Here is a 17,095-nt window from a genome sequence, read left to right on the forward strand (position 1 = left end):
CGGCCTGGACGACATCTCCATCACCCTCCAGAACGAGCCCGACATCGCCGCGTACGAGGCCAAGCGGCCCTCGTACAAGCCGCGGACGCTGCAGGTCTGACTTCGATCCGGCACAGCACTAACGCAAGTGACCGCCCCGGGCGAGCCGACGCTCGCCGTGGTCTAAGCCAGCCTGTCCGTCAAGGGTCGCTACGCCGTGCGCAAGGCACAGCAGCGGGCAGTCAGCTCCTGCCGCGCAACGCCGCCCGTGGCGGGAATCACCCGCCGGCCCCTCGCTGCCGGCTTCCGGCATGGAGTGAGCATAGTAACCGAGGGTGATCGTCGGGGAGGAGTGCCCGAGCCGCCGGTTGGCGGCCGGTTGGGTCAGTGACCGGAGGTCAGACGGCCGGCGAGGCGCTCGTGCATGGTGGCGCTGGGCTCGTTCAGGCCGACGATGGTGACCTTCTTGCCGCGCTGGGCGTACTTGGTCTCGATGGCGTCGAGGGCGGCGACCGATGAGGCGTCCCAGATATGGGTTCCGGAGAGGTCGATGACGACGTCGTCGGGGTCGTCCTTGTAGTCGAACTGGTAGACGAGGTCGTTGGAGGAGGCGAAGAACAGCTCGCCGGTGACCGAGTAGACGACCTGGGTGCCGTCCGGATCGGTGACCGAGGTGACGTCGGCCAGGTGGGCCACGCGCTTGGCGAAGACGACCATGGCCGTGACGGAGCCGACGACGACACCGATGGCGAGGTTGGAGGTGGCGACCACGACGACCACGGTGACGACCATGACGACCGTCTCCCCCAGCGGCATGCGCCGGAGGGTCTTCGGGGCGATGGAGTGCCAGTCGAACGTGCCCACCGACACCATGACCATGACGGCGACGAGGGCGGCCATGGGGATGTCGGAGACGACCGGGCCGAAGACCACGCACAGCACCATCAGGAAGGAACCCGCCAGGAAGGTGGACAGGCGGGTGCGGGCGCCGGACACCTTGACGTTGATCATCGTCTGGCCGATCATCGCGCAGCCGCCCATGCCGCCGAAGAAGCCGGTGACGATGTTGGCGACGCCCTGGCCGATCGCCTCGCGGGTCTTGTTGGAGCGGGTGTCGGTGATGTCGTCGACCAGCTTGGCCGTCATCATCGACTCCATCAGGCCCACCAGTGCCATGGCGAGCGCGTACGGTGCGATGACGGTCAGCGTGTGCGGGGTGAAGGGCACGTCCGGCAGTCCCGGCACGGGCAGCGAGGAGGGCAGCTCGCCCTTGTCGCCTACGGTCGGGACGGCGATGCCGGCCGCGACGGTGATCACGGTCAGGATGACGATGGAGACCAGCGGGGCCGGGATCACCCTGGTGACCCTCGGGAAGAACACCATCAGCGCCAGACCGGCGGCGATCAGCGGGTAGACGGGCCACGGCACGTCGTGCATCTCGGGCACCTGCGCCATGAAGATCATGATGGCGAGGGCGTTGACGAAGCCGACCATCACGCTGCGCGGCACGAACCGCATCAGCTTGGCCACCCCCAGCGCGCCCAGGATCATCTGGAAGACGCCGGCGAGGATGACGGCCGCGACCAGGTAGCTGAGGCCGTACTTGTGGTTGAGCGGGGCGATGACCAGGGCGACCGCGCCGGTCGCGGCGGAGATCATGGCCTTGCGTCCGCCGACGACCGAGATGACGACGGCCATGGTGAAGGAGGCGAACAGGCCGACGCTCGGGTCGACCCCGGCGATGATCGAGAACGAGATCGCCTCGGGGATCAGGGCGAGGGCGACGACCAGGCCGGCCAGCACCTCGGTGCGCAGGATCTTCGGGGAGCCGAGCCAGTCGGGCTTGACCGCGTTCTTGGAGAAGCGGGCGCGCAGCTCGGAGGCCGCGGACAGCGGTGAGGACATGCAACCGTTTCTGTTCGGGCGCGGATCACCGGCGGGGACGCGCGCGTCGTACACGACTCCGCGCAGTCAGGGGCGGAATCTCGGCGGCCCGGCCGCATCAGCGGGGCCCGGCCGATCTGTGTGGCGGCCGTCCGGCTGCCGGTCGGGCATCATGGCCCGGAAGTCTTCGGATGCCACCGGGGCCCGGTCGGGCTCGCGCTGTGGCCGGTTCCCCCTGCATCCCCCTGTACTGTGCGGGCGAACACGTAAAACTCTACCCTGACGTGAGGGCAGAGTGCGACAGGGGATCATGGGGCGATGACGGATCAGCGGCACATGCAGATCGGCGAGGTGGCCGAGCGAACCGGGTTGTCGCTGCGCACGATCCGCCACTACGAGGAGGTCGACCTCGTCCTCCCCTCCGCCCGCAGCAAAGGCGGCTTCCGGCTGTACACGGAGGCCGACGTGGAGCGGCTGATGGTGATCCGCCGGATGAAGCCGCTGGACTTCTCCCTGGAGGAGATGCGGGACCTGCTGGAGATCACCGACCGGCTCGCCGCCACCGACGACAGCATGCCCGCCGGCGAAGAGCTCCAGCGCCTGAGGGAGCGGCTGGACTCGTACCGCAAGGTGGCCGACGCGCGCTGCGAGACGCTGCGCGCTCGCCTGGAGATGGCCGAGGACTTCGCCGCCACCCTGCGCCGCCGTCTGCGGGCCGACGTCCGTTCCTTCCACCGCTCCGGCGCCTGAACCGAAGTCCTGCCCGACGCGGCTCACGGCAGGAGGCCAGGTCCGGGCGGTGGACCGTCCCTCCGCTTGACGGCGCGGCTGGACCTACCGTCACGTCAGGGTTGGTTCGCGAGTGAGTGGAAGCAGATGCGGCTTCGCCCTGGCTGCCGCCCTCGTCCATGGCGGCGCCGCCGCGGCTTTCTGGCGAACGGCCGAGATCGTGCCGGGGCACCCGCTGTGACTGTCCCCGCCGTGGGGAAGTGAAGATCACACAGCAGGCGGTGGATCAACACGTCCCACTCTCCGGGTAACGTCAAGGTATGAGCCATCCACACCCCGAACTGAAAGCTGCCCCGCCTCTTCCCGAGGGAGGGCTGCGCGTCGTCGCCCTGGGCGGTCTGGGTGAGATCGGCCGCAACATGACGGTCTTCGAGCATGCCGGCAAGCTGCTGATCGTCGACTGCGGCGTGCTGTTCCCCGAGGAGACCCAGCCCGGCGTGGACGTGATCCTGCCGGACTTCACCTCGATCCGGGACCGGCTGGACGACGTCGTGGCCGTGGTGCTCACCCATGGGCACGAGGACCACATCGGCGGCGTGCCGTACCTGTTGCGGGAACGGTCCGACATTCCCGTCGTCGGCTCCAAGCTGACGCTGGCGTTCCTGGAGGCCAAGCTCAAGGAACACGGCATCCGGCCGCGCACGGTGCGGGTGCGGGAGGGCGACCGGCGCGGGTTCGGGCCGTTCGACTGCGAGTTCGTCGCGGTCAACCACTCCATCCCGGACGGCCTCGCGGTCGCGATCCGCACCGGGGCCGGGATGGTGCTGCACACCGGCGACTTCAAGATGGACCAGTTCCCCCTCGACGACCGCATCACCGATCTGCGCGCCTTCGCCCGCCTCGGCGAGGAGGGCGTGGACCTGTTCCTCACCGACTCCACCAACGCCGAGGTACCGGGCTTCACCACCTCCGAGCGTGAGCTGAACCCGGCGATCGAGCAGGTGATGCGTACCGCGCCGCGCCGGGTCATCGTCTCCAGCTTCGCCAGCCATGTGCACCGTATCCAGCAGGTCCTGGACGCCGCCCACCAGCACGGCCGCAAGGTCGCCTTCGTCGGCCGTTCGATGGTCCGCAACATGGGCATCGCCCGTGACCTGGGCTATCTGAAGGTCCCGTCCGGTCTGGTCGTGAGCACCAAGGAGCTGGAGAAGCTCCCGGACCACAGGATCACTCTGGTGTGCACCGGCTCCCAGGGCGAACCGATGGCCGCGCTGTCGCGGATGGCCACCCGCGACCACCAGATCCGCATCGGCAAGGGCGACACCGTCCTGCTCGCCAGCTCCCTCATCCCCGGGAACGAGAACGCCATCTACCGGGTGATCAACGGACTGACCCGGTGGGGCGCCCACGTCGTCCACAAGGGCAACGCCAAGGTGCACGTCTCGGGGCACGCCAGCGCCGGCGAACTCGTCTACTGCTACAACATCGTCAAGCCCCGCAACGTCATGCCCGTGCACGGCGAATGGCGTCACCTGCGGGCCAACGGCGACCTCGCCATCCGTACCGGTGTCGACCCCGACCGGGTCGTCATCGCCGAGGACGGTGTCGTCGTGGACCTCGTCGACGGGCGCGCGTCCATCACCGGCAAGGTTCCCGCCGGGAACGTCTACGTGGACGGCATGGAAGTCGGCGGCGCCACCGAAGCATCCCTGAAGGACCGCCTCACCCTGGCCGCCGAGGGCGTGGTCACGGTGGTGGCGATCGTCGACGCGGACACCGGTGCCCTCGCCGAGGCCCCCGACTTCCTGGCCCGCGGGTTCGTCCACGACGACACCACCTTCGAGCCGGTCGTCCCCGTCATCGAGAAGACCCTGGCCACCGCGGCCGAGGAAGGCGTCGGGGACGCGCATCAGCTCGAACAGCTCCTCGCCCGGGCCGTGGCGAACTGGGCGTTCCGCACCCACCGCCGCAGGCCTCTCATCATCCCCGTCATCATCGACGCCTGACCGGACCGCGCCCCGAGTCCGTCACTGCGCCCAGGCAGTGACGGACAGGCGCCACCCCGCCGGATGCCGGCACCAGCACCACGACGCCAACGCCGGAAAGGTGAACGGATGGGCCTGCGTTTCGAGGAGATCGACTGGCGACCGACGCCGATCGGCGACATCAGCCTGCGCCGGCGCCGCCATCCGGAGTCGGGCGAGGACGTGTACGAGGTGAAGCTCGGCGACGAGTTCCTGATGTCCAGCCTCTTCACCGCCGGCGAGATCGCGCTGGCGGAACTCGCCCTGGCCAAGCTGCCGGGCGCCGAACTGGACGTGGCGGTCGGCGGCCTGGGGCTCGGCTACACCGCTGGGGCGGCGCTGGACGACCCCCGGGTCCGCTCGCTGACGGTGATCGACGCGCTCGCCGAAGTCATCGACTGGCATCGCCGCGGCCTGGTGCCGCTAGGTGCCCGGCTGACGTCGGACACCCGCTGCCGCCTGGTGCACGGTGACTTCTTCGCCATGGCCGCCGATCCCCACGGCCTGGACCCGGAGCAGCCCGGCCGCCGCTTCCACGCCATCCTGCTGGATGTCGACCACTCACCGCGTCATGTTCTCCACCCACGTCACGCGGCGCTCTACGAGCCCGCCGGGCTCCGCGCCCTGGCCGGGCATCTGCACCCCGACGGCCTGTTCGCCCTGTGGTCGAACGATCCGCCCGACGACCAGTTCACCACCACGCTCAGCGCGGTCTTCGCCCAAGTGGCGGCCCACGTCGTCGAGTTCGACAACCCGCTGCAAGGCGGCACCGCGACCAACACGGTCTACCTGGCCGGCAAGGCACCCGTCACGCCTTAGGGCCCAGCGCCGCGGTGCCTAGTAGGTACTCGCGACCAGGAACGAGGAACAGGGAGCCGCGGACCAGACGTGCCGTCATCGCGGGCGTCGAGATCGTTCACCGTGGTGGGAGGTCGCCGGACGTGGCCGGGACGCCGACGCCGATCCGCAGGGTGGCCGGAGCCGCGCAGCAGCTCCCGCCCTCGCCGCTCCCCGCCCCCTCGGGCTCGTCGAACAGGCCGGCACCTCCGCAGACGCCGGTCTCCGGCAGGGTCAACTCGACGCGTTCCGCCGCCGCCTGGTCGCCGGCGATCGCCGCGGCGATGGAGCGGACCTGCTCGTAACCGGTCATCGCGAGGAACGTGGGAGCACGGCCGTAGGACTTCATGCCGACCAGGTAGACGTCCTTCTCCGGGTGGGAGAGCTCGTTGACCCCGTGCGGATAGACGGTGCCGCAGGAGTGGACGTTCGGGTCGATGAGCGGGGCCAGTGCGGTGGGTGCCTGGAGGCGTTCGTCGAGGCCGAGGCGGAGTCCGGAGAGGAAGGACAGGTCGGGACGGAGGCCGGTGAGGACGATGACCTCGTCGACCGGGTCCAGGCGGCGGCCGTCCTCGGCGGCGAGGACCAGTTGGTCGCCGTCGCGGTGCACAGCCCGCGTACGGAAGCCGGTGACCGCGCCGGCGTGGCCGGCCTCGACGGCCGCCTTGGCGCGCAGGCCGAGGGCGCCGCGGGCGGGGAGTTGGTCGGCCTCGCCGCCGCCGTAGGTGGACCCGGTGAGGCCACGGCGCAGGATCCAGGCCGCGTACGTCCCGTCCTCCTCCTCGGCCAGGTCGGCGAGGTGGGCGAGGGCGGTGAAGGCGGAGGCGCCCGAGCCGATGACGGCGGTGCGCCTGCCCGCGTACCGGGCGCGGACGGCGGGGTCCTTCAGGTCGGGGACGCGGTAGGAGACGCGGTCGGCCGCCGCCTTCTCGCCGAGGGCGGGCAGGCCGTCCGCGCCCATCGGGCTGGGGATGGTCCAGGTTCCGGAGGCATCGATGACGGCGCGGGCGGTGATGCGTTCCTCACCGCCGTCGGCCGAGTGGACATGGACGGTGAAGGGCTGCTGGTCGCGGTCGGCGTCGACGATCCGATCCCGCCCCGCGCGGGCCACGCCCGTCACGGTGACGCCGTAACGGATCTTGTCGGCGAGGGCGTCGGCGAGCGGCTGGAGGTAGTGGTCCGCCCAGTCGCCGCCGGTGGGGTAGGTGGCGCCGTCGGGGCGGACCCAGCCGGTCGGGGCAAGGAGCTTCTCGGCGGCCGGGTCGGTGACCTCGGCCCACGGGGAGAACAGGCGGACGTGCGCCCAGTCGCGTACGGCGGTGCCGGCGGAGGGGCCGGCTTCCAGGACCAGCGGGTTCAGGCCGCGCTCGCTGAGATGGGCGGCCGCAGCGAGACCGATCGGGCCGGCGCCGATGACCACGACGGGCAGTTGATCGGTGGTCGGCACGCTGTCAGTGGACACAGCCGCGGCGTTCCCCTTTGTATCGACGTCTGTCTATGTCTTGCGTGACCCAGGATGGCACCTGTATCGACGAACGTCAACATAGACATTCACCGAATCAGGGCGGGGAGCCGTGGCGTCCGCATAGCCTCGCTCGCAGCCCGACCCGCCCTCTGGTCCGCCTGGTTCGACGTATGTCAACATAGACGCATGTCGAATACGAAGGTGCTGCCGTTGCTCGAACCCGAGACATCCGACGGACCCGAGGCCGTGGCGCCCTGCTGTCCGCCGCTGACCGAGCGCCCGTTCACCGCGGAGGAGGCCGAGACGGCAGCGCGGATGTTCAAGGCGCTGGGCGATCCGGTGCGGCTGCGGCTGTTCTCGGCGGTCGCCTCGCACGAGAGCGGCGAGGCGTGCGTGTGCGACATCTCCGACGTCGGTGTGTCCCAGCCGACGGTCTCGCACCACTTGAAGAAGCTCAAGGAGGCCGGGCTGCTGACGTCCGAGCGGCGCGGGACCTGGGTGTACTACCGCGTCGAGCCCTCCGTGCTGACCGCCATGGGCAAGCTGCTCACCGTGGTGCCGACCGCGGCCTGACCTCCGTACGCTCCCGCCGGGCAGACCGAGCAGGCCGAGCAGGCCCGACGGATGATGTCGGGACCGCCTGGCCTGGCCCCGGCGTCGCTTGAGCGGGCGATCTGCGTCACGCGCAACAAGCAGCGCGGCGACTCACCTTCTTCGACGGCGGACACGTCGGTCAGGTCCCACCCTGCGGCGAGTACTCAGTCACCACCCGCACGTCCCGGTGTACGCCCAGCACGCGGACCGGCCGCCGTACGTCCGGCTCGTACCGCTTCTCGTAGTCGCGCGGATATGCCACCACATGGGCCACCGGCCGGGAGATCGGCTTCGTCCAGGTCAGGAAGGGCTGGGGAAGTCGACGGCGCGCACGGCGGCTTCGCCCTGTGCGCCGGTTCCGGCCGCGGTGACCTCCGCGCCGATGCCGGTGCAGTCCAGGAAGTTCAGCGCGTCACCTCCCCCGGCTCGGCGACGCCCACCGTCAACTTCCTCCGCCAGGCCAGCGACACGTGGACGAGCGCGACCAGGACCGGCACCTCGATCAGCGGGCCGACCACGCCGGACAGGGCCTGGCCGGAGGTGACGCCGAAGGTGGCGATGGCGACCGCGATGGCCAGCTCGAAGTTGTTGCCGGCCGCGGTGAAGGCGAGCGTCGCGGTGCGGTCGTAGGCCAGACCGATGGTCTTGCCGAGGGCGAAGGTGCCGAACCACATGACCGCGAAGTACACCAGCAGGGGCAGCGCGATACGCGCCACGTCCAGCGGCTGCGAGGTGATCGTCCTTCCCTGCAGGGCGAAGAGGACGACGATCGTGAAGAGCAGGCCGTACAGCGCCCAGGGGCCGATCTTCGGAAGGAAGCCGGACTCGTAGCGGTCGCGTCCCAGCTTCTTCTCACCGATCCGGCGGGTGAGGAAGCCGGCCAGCAGGGGGACGCCGAGGAAGATGACGACGTTCAGGGCGATCTTCCACATCGAGATGTCCAGGTGCTCGCCGTCGCCCAGGTTCAGCCAGCCGGGCAGCAGGTCGAGGTAGAACCAGCCCAGGAGGCCGAACGCCAGGACCTGGAACACGGAGTTCAGTGCCACGAGTACGGCTGCCGCCTCGCGGTCGCCGCAGGCGAGGTCGTTCCAGATGATGACCATGGCGATGCAGCGGGCGAGGCCGACGATGATCAGGCCGGTGCGGTACTCGGGCAGGTCCGGCAGGAAAATCCAGGCCAGCGTGAACATCACGGCCGGTCCGACGATCCAGTTGATGACCAGCGACGAGACCATGAGCCTCTTGTCGCCGGTGACGGCGTCGAGCTTGTCGTAGCGGACCTTGGCAAGGACCGGGTACATCATGATCAGCAGGCCGACGGCGATCGGCAGGGAGATGCCGCCGATCTCGACCTTCGCCAGGGCGTCGTCGAGGCCGGGGACGGCGCGGCCGAGACCGAGACCGAGGGCCATCGCGGCGAGGATCCAGACGGCGAGGAAACGATCGAGCGTCGACAGCTTCGCGACGACCGAGGAATCCCCGGAGGTGGACGTCGCGGGTGCTTCGGTGCGGGTCACGGGCAGGCCCTCTTGTTGTCGGCGGCACTACGAGCGGACTCGGCCAGGTCGGCGAACTGGCCGGCGAGAGAAGCCATGACGTCCGGCTTGAGCTTGTAGTACGTGAAGCGTCCGCACGGTTCGGTCTCCACGACACCCGCCTCGCGCAGCACTCTCAGGTGGTTGGAGAGGTTGGTCTGACGGGCGCCGGTCTCCTCGATCAGGTGCGTCGAGCAGAGCGTCTCCTTGGCGAGGAGGGTGACGATCCGGAGGCGGAGCGGGTCGGCGAGGACTCGCATCAGATCAGTGTCGACTGACGTCATCATGGACTGACACTGTCACATCACTCTACGCTGATACCAGCTCGGGCTGATGCTTGAGATCCGTAACCCCGTCCATGGGGGCCAACGCCCGAAGGGGATCCCGTGACCGCATCCCCACCTCCTGTCCTGCTCGACGACGCCTCCCCCGAGCCGCCGACGGACGAGGCTGTACAGGCCGCCGACATCGCCGTCACCTCGGGAAGCGTGAACGCCTGCCCGGTCGTCCCGGGCCACCGCTACCAGGACCGGCCGGTCCCCGCCCCCGCGGACGGCCCGCTCACCGTGGCCCGCGGCGTCCGCGACGCGATCGACGGCCACCTCACCGAGCCGCTTGCCTCCCTGCCGAGCGACTGCCCCCCGTACCCGATCCCGCACCACCTGCTGATTCCGCTCACGAAGGAAGAACCCATGTCCTCCAGCCCGCTCGCCTCCGTGCTGTTCGTCTGCGTCCACAACGCCGGGCGCTCGCAGATGGCCGCCGGATTCCTGTCCCATCTCGCGGGCGACCGGGTCGAGGTCCGCTCCGCCGGCTCCGTCCCGGGCGAGCAGGTCAACCCGGCCGCGGTCGAGGCCATGAGGGAGGTCGGCGTCGACATCTCCCAGGCCACGCCGAAGATCCTGACCACCGAGGCCGTCCAGGCGTCCGACTACGTCATCACGATGGGCTGCGGCGACGCCTGCCCGATCTTTCCGGGAAAGAAGTACCTCGACTGGGCCCTGGAGGACCCGGCGGGCAAGGGCGTCGAGTCCGTCCGTCCGATCCGCGACGAGATCAGGGCCCGCATCGAGGCCCTGATCACCGAGATCGATGCCCAGCAGCATGCGTGACCCCTTGACCGACATCGGCGCGTCGACCGGGTCACCGCCCGGCGCCAGGACCGGGGCCCCGCCGCGGGCCGACCGCGCTGTGCTGGTCTGACACGACACGTGTTCGGGGCGCTGGCCACGCAGGCCGGTCACGGCGGTCACGGCGGTCACGGTGCCCTTGCAGCAGGGCGTCGGCGGGGGTATCGGCCCGGAGGTGGAGTGCGCGGGGCGCGGTCAGACTCGATAGGCCAGATTCGCCATCATCCCCGCCTCACCGTGGTAGGCGTTGTGGCAGTGCAGCATCCACTGGCCCGGGTTGTCGGCGTCGAGGAAGACGGACACCTTCCTACTGGGCAGCACGATCGCGGTGTCCTTGCGGGGGCCGAGATCGCCGATCTGGTACGTGTGGCCGTGCAGGTGCACCGGGTGCCACATGTCCGTGCCGTTGATGAAGTCGAGCCGTACGCGCTGCCCCTCCTCGACGACGATGGGATGCGCCCCGGGATCGTTCATGTCGAACGGCGTGCCGTTGATGGCCCAGTTGTACTCCGTCATGTTGCCGGTCAGCCTGATGCGGTGCGTGACGTCGGTCTCGGCGGACGCCAGGCGCACCTCGTCGACGGCGCGCAGCTCGGACGCCGTCATGATCATGCCGTCGAGTTCCGTCGGGCGGACGGTCGCCGAGGGCTTGCCCCCCGAGCCGGTACGCACCAGGGCAAGGCCGTTCGCATCCTTGCCCTCGGCGAGCGCCACGAGCGGGAAGACGCCGTCGCCGAGGGTGACCAGGACGTCGTACCGCTCGCCCATGCCGACCAGCAGGGCGTCCACCTCCTGATGCTGGACCGGGAAGCCGTCGGTGTGGGTGATGGTCAGCTTGTGGCCGCCGAGGGCGACACGGTAGGCGGTGTCCGAGCCGGCGTTGACGATCCGCAGTCGCACCCTCTGGCCGGGCCTGCTCGTGTAGACGTCCGGGTCGGTCGCGACGCGGCTGTTGATCAGGTGGTACGGGTACTTCACGTCACCGGCGTCGCCGCCGAGCAGGGCGCTGGTCGCACCCATGAGCATGAACTTCGTCGACATGTCGCCTGACGAGGAGGCGGATGGGGAGGCAGAGTCGCCCCCCATCCCCATGCCGTCCATGCCACCCATGCCGCCCATATCGCCCATACCGTGCCGGAGTTCCGCGAAGACCTCGTCCGGCGTGCCGGTGACACCGTCGAGCCAGTCGTCGAGGAGGACGACCCACTCGTCGTCGTAACCGAGGGACTCGTTCGGGTCCTCGACGATCAGCGGGGCGTACATGCCGCGGTCGAGCTGGACTCCGACGTGCGGGTGGAGGAAGTAGGTGCCCGGGGTGTCCGCGACGAACCTGTAGGTGAAGGTGGAGCCGGTCTGGACGAGGGGCTGGGTGACGGGCGGCACGCCGTCCATGTCGTTGTGTACGGCGATGCCGTGCCAGTGGACCGACGTGGTGGCCCCGCTCGGGAGCTGGTTGGACAGCTCGGCGACCAGGGTGTCGCCGACGGACAGCCGGACCTCCTTGCCCAGGGGACGGCCGTCGAAGGCCCAGGTCTTCGGCGTGACCCCACCGCCCAGGTCGATCACCGCAGGTGCGGCGGTCAGGGTGAGCTTCTGCTGCCTTCCGGTGCCCGGCCGCTTTTTCCCGGCGGCGGCGACCGCGGATCCGGAGGCGCTGACCAGGGTGTTGGCGGCGGCACTGGAGTTGCTGCCGCAGACGGCGAGCGCGCCGACGGCTCCCAGTCCGGCGAACAGGACGGAGCGGCGGTCGAGGCTGTCCATTTTCGTTGTCCTCTGCTGTGCGACTGCGGATGGGGGCGCGGAGGGCACGGCGCATCGAGCGCCGTCCCGGGCGGCCTATATGCAGAGCTGCGGCGGGACGGACAGATCGCGCGTCGCGGAGCCGGAGAAGGACGGTTCGTGCTCGCGGGGCACGCCGTGCGCGGCGTGAACCATGGCGGGCATGACCGTCTGCGGTATGCCGGAGATGAGGGACGTCGGGGAAGCTCCGGTCGCGGACACCTCATGGTGGACGAGCCCGGCCAGGGCGGCGCGCAGAAGGACGATCACCCCGTACGCCCAGCGGACGGCCCCGCCGCCGCGCCCCGCTCGCCTCGCCATGAGATCACCTGTGCCGTTCCCGCCGATGAGTGATAACGCAGCACCTTACCCCCAGGGGGTACCGATTGCGCTGGCGCACCACCGGCCGAGTAGTTCCGATCCAGTTGTCGCAGGACTCGGAGGACAATGTCGTTCAGCGGCTCACCGGACAGCGAATGAGGAGTGGACTTGTTACGGTCCGCGATGCGGTGCGAAGGACTCACCAAGCGTTACGGCAGGGGGCGTTGGGTTCTCCGGGACGTGGACCTGGAGGTCGCGGCCGAGGACGTCCTCGCGGTGGTGGGCGGCAACGGCTCCGGGAAGTCGACCCTGCTGAGAATCCTCGTGGGCGTGTCGCGGCCCACCTCGGGGACGGTCTCGGGCCGCCCACCGACCATCGGTTACGTACCCGACCGTTTCACCGCCCACGACCGTATGTCGGCGCTCTCCTACCTCACGCACATGGGACGGGTCCGCGGTCTGTCGGGGGCGGTGGCGCGCGTCCGGGCCGGCCGGCTGCTGGAGCAACTGTCCCTGGTGGGCGACCGGGACGCCCCGCTGCGCACCCTGTCCAAGGGCAACGCGCAGAAGGTGGCCCTGGCTCAGGCCCTGCTCGTCGAACCCGATCTGCTGGTCCTCGACGAGCCGTGGTCCGGTCTGGACGCCTCGGCCCACGGTGTGCTCGCCGAGTTCATCGAGAAAGTGGCCGCCCGGGGCGGGGCCGTGGTCTTCACCGACCACCGCGAGGCGATCGCCGAGACGCACGCCACCGGCGTCTACGCCATCAGTGACGGCCAGGTCACCCGGCGGCGCGGGACGCACACCGAAGGGCGGCCACTGGAGGTCCGACTGGTCCTGACAGCTCCGCTCACCGGCGTCCCGCCCACCGACGTGGACTGGTACGGGCTGCCGGGCGTGCTGGACACGGAGCGCCGGGGCGGGGCGCTCGTCCTGCGGGTGACGCGCGAGCACTCGGACACCGTCCTGCTCACGGCACTGCGGCACCGGTGGTCGGTGGAGGGTGTCGCGAGGGCCGACGACGCGCAGGCCGCCCGCGTGGCCGCGAGAAGGGCAGCCCTGTGATCGCCCTGATCCGGTACATGTTCACGGTGCTGCTGCTCTCCCAGCGCCATCTCGCGCCGCTGCTGCTGTTCGTCGGTCTGCTGGCCGTGCTGACCAGCAGCGACTCGGGGCCGCTCGCGGCCACCTACGGCTCGGTGGCCGGGGCCATGCTGGTGTGTTCGGTCTGGTCGACCATGGCGCTGATCGGTCTGGAGGACCCGACGCACCGCTCGGTCGTCGTCGTCACCGCGGGCAGCCGGCTGCGGGTGCTGCTCGGGTCTGTCTGCACGGCCCTGCTGTGGTGTCTGCCGCTGACGGCGGCGGGCCTGGTCCTGCCGCTGCTGTTCGGATCGCACACGTTCACCGCGGCCGACGCGGTGCTGGGTGTCGAGGCACAGCTGACCTGCGCTCTGACCGGCATCGCGATCGGCGTGCTCTGCTCGCGTCTGCTCTTCCGGCGCCAGGGTCACGCCCTGGTGGCCTCGCTGGTCCTGCTGTTGGCGGCGCTGCTGGGCAGGGGTGTCTCCCCGGTCAACATCCTGCTCGGCGATCTGCAGAACGCCTCGGACTCCGCGGACCTCCTCGGGTCCACGGGCGTCCTGCTGGTCGTCGCCGCCGGAGTGCTGGCGGGGGCGGTGGCGGTCACCCAGGCCGTCGGCCTCAGACGGAACTGAGGCGGCGTCCATCAGCGGGTACGTCGGATCACGTGCCGGCCAGTGGATTCGGCAGTGGCAGGTAGCGGGCGTCCGCCCCGTCCGCACCGGTCCACCTCAGGAGCAGGTTCGTCTTGCCGGGAAGGGTGGGCGCGGTGAGGAGGGCGGTGGCTTCGGGGAGGTCGTGGCGGGACAGTTCGCTACGGGCGGCGGGCCAGGGGTCGAAGCCGGGCCGGCGTTCGGCGAGGGCCGCGGCGACCTCGCACAGGTGGTTCACGACCAGGCAGTAGACCAGCCGCTCCCACCCGGCCGCGCGCGGGACGTCCGGCAGTAGTTTCACGCCCTCCGCGTCCCGGAACAGCGCCTGCACGGGCGTACCGTCGGCGTCCACCGCGACCAGGGTGTTCTGGAGATGCGCTTCGAGTACGACGCCGTGGTCGGCGAAGGCGGTGAGGGCGGGCGGGACGACCGCGCCCAGGTACGCCTTCCACCAGGACGCCGGATCCTCGGCGGTGTCGAGCGGGTTGCCTTCGAAGCCCTCCACCAGGGCCGCGGCGAGCAGCGGGGTCGTCCCGGGCCGCACATGGTCGCGCAGACCGTCGCGGACCAGGACGGCCAGTTCCTCGAAGGCGAAGTCGGCGGTGCGGTAGCCGCGGTCGCTCAGCCAGGCGGCGGTACCGGGGCTCGCGGCGAAGGCGCTCGTGGCCGCTTCATCCGTACGGCGGAGTGTGAGCAGGTCGTGACGCCAGAGCCGCCGGATGTCGTTGGTGATGCGGACGTCGAGACTGAACTTGAGGAAGAGGTCGCGCGTGGGGGCGTACACCGTGCGGATCGCCGCCGTCGGCCAGGTCTCGAAGTCGGTCGTGCCCAGCCGGATCAGGCGGCCGTCCTCGAAGGCCTCCGCGCAGGGCACCAGGTCGAGCTGCCAGGGGTGGGCCGGCAGCAGCCGGTAGCCGGGCGGGGCCTCGCCGAGCGTGTCGAGGGCCGCGGTGTCGCCCTCCTCGACGACGGCGTCCTCGCGCACCCCGAGCAGGACCAGCGGGAAACGGGCATGGGCCTCGGGGGCGTACGGCAGCCAGGCGGCGACGGGGCCGCCGCCGCGGGCCTTGGGAGCGGGGTGGTGGGGATGGCCGGTGACGAGGCACTGCTCGGAGCGCAGATACGGGTCGGCGGGCGCCGTCGTCCGGTCCCGGGCGGTGAGCAGGGCGGCCACCGCGTCCCGGCTGTCGATCATCTCGGCGGGCAGCTCGTGGTTGGACACGCCGGTGTGCCCGGTCAGTTCCTCGGCGACCAGCTTCACGAGTTCGGTGTGACCGACCCGCCGCCAGCCACCCCCGGTGTACACCTCGGGCTCGGCGGGCCGCCGGTGGCCCCGTGCCCTGAGCAGTCGCCCGCCGGGCAGCCGGTAGACCGGGCGCTCGCCGGGTTCCGGGAGCGGCACGGCCACCTCGCGCAGCAGGCAGTTCAGCAGGGGCGCGGCCGCGTACGCGTCGGCGCGGTGTGCGACGGCGGTGTCGGCCGACGGGGGCGGGAGATCCACGCGGTTCACTCGTTCTCTACGGTTCATCTGGGGCGATGACGATCAGTATGTCTGCCGTCACGCCCCACCGTGACACCAGTCGTACCCGAGGAGTCCCCCGTGCACCGTCCCCGCGCCGCCGAGGCCGAGTTCGCCGAAGAGCTGGCCGTCGTACGCCCCGAACTCGTGGCGCGGTACACGGCCGAGCTGCCCGGCGCCCGCGCGGCCGTGCTGACCCGGCTGTGGCGGGGTCTCACGCACGAGCCGCTGCCCTGGGTCACGGGTCGGGAGGCCGACCGGGAGGGCGTCACCCTGCGCCTTCGGGACGGCCGCCGGCTGCACGGCCCGCATTCTGACCCGTTCGCCACCGCCGCTCAGGTCGCCGTCGTACGGCTCGACGAGGTCGCGCACGAGGATCCGGCGCGTTTGATGACCGACCTCGGCGTACCGCACGGAGCGGACTTCGCGACCGAACTCGCCGACAGTGTCGCCTCGTTGGCGCTGTCGAGGGCAGGGCAGCCGCCCCGCTCGCAGGAGTGGCCCACGCACGACTGGCAGTGGGAGCAGCGGATCGTCGACGGGCACCCCTACCACCCCAACTGCCGGTCCCGGCCCGGCTTCTCGGTGGCAGAGCAGCTGGCCTACGGCCCCGAGCACCGACCGGTGGTACGGCTGGGGTTCGTGCCGGTACCGGCCGACGAGTGCCTGGTGACGGGCGCGTGGCCGGCTCAGATGCGGGACGGTGAGCGGCTGTTGCTGCCCGTGCACCCGTGGCAGGCGGAACATGTGCTGAAGCGGCACGTGGCGGAGGGCCTCGACGCGCACCCGCTGATGTCCCTGCGCACCCTCGCCCTGAGGGGCGGACCGCATGTGAAGACCGCGTTGAGTGCCCGGCTCACGTCCTCGGTGCGGGACATCTCCGTCTACTCGATCAGCATGTCGGCGACCCTCTCGGAGTTCGCGGAGACACTGGCGGAGCGTATGGGCGGTCTCCTGCACTTCACCCGCACGCTGGGGGCTGTTACGGCCGACTCCCCCGATCTGGCAGCGGTGTTGCGCGAATCACCGCAGGCGTACGGTGACCGGGTCCTCCCGGTGGCGGCCCTCGCCACCACCGAACTGCCCGAATCCCCGGCATGGCTGGCCGAGTTCGCCCGGCTGGCCCTCACGGTCGGGCTGCGGCTCCTGGAGCTGGGCGTCGCCCTGGAGGCACACGGCCAGAACCTCCTCGTCGTCCTGTCGGAGTCGGGCGCACCGCTCGGGCTGGTCTACCGGGACCTCGCCGACATCCGGGTCAGCCCGGCCAGACTGGCACGGCACGGCGTCCCCGTTCCGGCACTGTCCGGACGGGTCGTCACGGACGATGTGACGACCCTGCGGCGCAAGCTGTTCGGCTCCCTGGTCGCCGGGGCCCTCGCGGGTACGGCGGGTTCGGCGGCGGCGCTGCGAGGGGCGCTGCAGACGGCCGTACGGGATCTTCCGCGCACTCCCGATCTGGCCGCGCTGCTCGAACAGCCGCTGCCCGCGAAGGCGTTGACGCTGATGCGGCTCTCCCCGGCGACACCGGGCGACCAGTGGACCGAACTTCCCAACCCCCTTCTCTGA

16 protein-coding genes and 1 pseudogene are annotated in these 17,095 nt (G+C 70.6%); 9 read left to right on the forward strand and 8 right to left on the reverse strand.

Translation table 11 applies throughout. From position 1 onward, the window contains the following. Positions 1-100 (forward strand): annotated as a pseudogene (locus tag ABZT02_RS37470) (3-isopropylmalate dehydratase small subunit); the annotation flags it as partial. A gap of 263 nt (positions 101-363) precedes the next feature. On the opposite strand, the gene ABZT02_RS37475 reads toward ABZT02_RS37470, so the two are convergent. Next, on the reverse strand, positions 364-1,884 hold the full coding sequence (locus ABZT02_RS37475; RefSeq protein WP_356025912.1) for a SulP family inorganic anion transporter: 1,521 nt from the start codon (positions 1,882-1,884) through the stop codon (positions 364-366). A 297-nt stretch (positions 1,885-2,181) separates the two neighbouring features. Between ABZT02_RS37475 and ABZT02_RS37480 the strand changes: the two genes are divergently transcribed. The 3 genes from ABZT02_RS37480 (at position 2,182) to ABZT02_RS37490 (ending at position 5,435) form a co-directional block, all read left to right on the forward strand. After that, a complete protein-coding gene (locus ABZT02_RS37480; RefSeq protein WP_356025914.1) occupies positions 2,182-2,613 on the forward strand; it encodes a MerR family transcriptional regulator in 432 nt (143 codons plus the stop codon). A 299-nt stretch (positions 2,614-2,912) separates the two neighbouring features. Continuing rightward, on the forward strand, positions 2,913-4,598 hold the full coding sequence (locus ABZT02_RS37485; protein WP_356025916.1) for a ribonuclease J: 1,686 nt from the start codon (positions 2,913-2,915) through the stop codon (positions 4,596-4,598). Positions 4,599-4,706: 108 nt separating this feature from the next. After that, positions 4,707-5,435, forward strand: coding sequence for a spermidine synthase (locus tag ABZT02_RS37490; protein ID WP_356025919.1), 729 nt, complete (start codon positions 4,707-4,709; stop codon positions 5,433-5,435). Positions 5,436-5,532: 97 nt separating this feature from the next. Here the strand turns inward: ABZT02_RS37490 and ABZT02_RS37495 are convergent, their stop codons facing one another. Then, positions 5,533-6,900 (reverse strand): FAD-dependent oxidoreductase, encoded by a 1,368-nt coding sequence (locus tag ABZT02_RS37495; RefSeq protein ID WP_356025921.1) that lies wholly within the window; start codon positions 6,898-6,900, stop codon positions 5,533-5,535. 204 nt (positions 6,901-7,104) lie between these two features. On the opposite strand from ABZT02_RS37495, the gene ABZT02_RS37500 reads away from it, so the two are divergent. After that, the gene (locus ABZT02_RS37500; RefSeq protein ID WP_356025924.1) at positions 7,105-7,491 is read left to right on the forward strand and encodes a metalloregulator ArsR/SmtB family transcription factor; all 387 of its coding nucleotides are present in this window, start codon (positions 7,105-7,107) and stop codon (positions 7,489-7,491) included. Positions 7,492-7,651: 160 nt separating this feature from the next. Here the strand turns inward: ABZT02_RS37500 and ABZT02_RS37505 are convergent, their stop codons facing one another. The 3 genes from ABZT02_RS37505 to ABZT02_RS37515 all read right to left on the reverse strand — a co-directional run bounded on the left by ABZT02_RS37505 (position 7,652) and on the right by ABZT02_RS37515 (position 9,334). Continuing rightward, positions 7,652-7,774 carry a hypothetical protein gene (locus ABZT02_RS37505; protein ID WP_356025925.1) on the reverse strand — a complete coding sequence of 41 codons (123 nt, stop codon included), beginning with the start codon at positions 7,772-7,774 and terminating at the stop codon, positions 7,652-7,654. A 142-nt stretch (positions 7,775-7,916) separates the two neighbouring features. Further along, the gene (gene arsB, locus ABZT02_RS37510) at positions 7,917-9,029 is read right to left on the reverse strand and encodes an ACR3 family arsenite efflux transporter (RefSeq protein WP_356025926.1); all 1,113 of its coding nucleotides are present in this window, start codon (positions 9,027-9,029) and stop codon (positions 7,917-7,919) included. Further along, a complete protein-coding gene (locus tag ABZT02_RS37515) occupies positions 9,026-9,334 on the reverse strand; it encodes a metalloregulator ArsR/SmtB family transcription factor (RefSeq protein WP_356025928.1) in 309 nt (102 codons plus the stop codon). The genes arsB and ABZT02_RS37515 overlap by 4 nt, the downstream gene beginning before the upstream one ends. Positions 9,335-9,739: 405 nt before the next feature. Between ABZT02_RS37515 and ABZT02_RS37520 the strand changes: the two genes are divergently transcribed. After that, the gene (locus tag ABZT02_RS37520; RefSeq protein ID WP_356026134.1) at positions 9,740-10,159 is read left to right on the forward strand and encodes an arsenate reductase ArsC; all 420 of its coding nucleotides are present in this window, start codon (positions 9,740-9,742) and stop codon (positions 10,157-10,159) included. A gap of 213 nt (positions 10,160-10,372) precedes the next feature. Here the strand turns inward: ABZT02_RS37520 and ABZT02_RS37525 are convergent, their stop codons facing one another. Beyond that, the gene (locus ABZT02_RS37525) at positions 10,373-11,938 is read right to left on the reverse strand and encodes a multicopper oxidase family protein (RefSeq protein WP_356025930.1); all 1,566 of its coding nucleotides are present in this window, start codon (positions 11,936-11,938) and stop codon (positions 10,373-10,375) included. Positions 11,939-12,013: 75 nt separating this feature from the next. Then, positions 12,014-12,277, reverse strand: coding sequence for a hypothetical protein (locus ABZT02_RS37530; protein ID WP_356025932.1), 264 nt, complete (start codon positions 12,275-12,277; stop codon positions 12,014-12,016). Between the two features lie 183 nt (positions 12,278-12,460). Here ABZT02_RS37530 and ABZT02_RS37535 point away from each other — a divergent pair, with 183 nt between their 5' ends. Both ABZT02_RS37535 and ABZT02_RS37540 read left to right on the forward strand, forming a co-directional pair. After that, complete coding sequence (locus tag ABZT02_RS37535) at positions 12,461-13,339, forward strand: ABC transporter ATP-binding protein (RefSeq protein WP_356026136.1); 879 nt, start codon at positions 12,461-12,463, stop codon at positions 13,337-13,339. Continuing rightward, the gene (locus tag ABZT02_RS37540; protein WP_356025934.1) at positions 13,336-13,992 is read left to right on the forward strand and encodes a hypothetical protein; all 657 of its coding nucleotides are present in this window, start codon (positions 13,336-13,338) and stop codon (positions 13,990-13,992) included. Before ABZT02_RS37535 ends, ABZT02_RS37540 begins: the two co-directional genes overlap by 4 nt. Positions 13,993-14,020: 28 nt before the next feature. On the opposite strand, the gene ABZT02_RS37545 is transcribed toward ABZT02_RS37540, so the two are convergent. After that, the gene (locus tag ABZT02_RS37545; RefSeq protein WP_356025936.1) at positions 14,021-15,538 is read right to left on the reverse strand and encodes an IucA/IucC family protein; all 1,518 of its coding nucleotides are present in this window, start codon (positions 15,536-15,538) and stop codon (positions 14,021-14,023) included. Between the two features lie 72 nt (positions 15,539-15,610). Between ABZT02_RS37545 and ABZT02_RS37550 the strand changes: the two genes are divergently transcribed. Beyond that, entirely contained in the window at positions 15,611-17,095 is a 1,485-nt protein-coding gene (locus ABZT02_RS37550; protein WP_356025938.1) for an IucA/IucC family protein, read from the forward strand.

The sequence above is a fragment of the Streptomyces sp. NPDC005402 genome, assembly GCF_040606575.1.
Classification (GTDB): domain Bacteria; phylum Actinomycetota; class Actinomycetes; order Streptomycetales; family Streptomycetaceae; genus Streptomyces.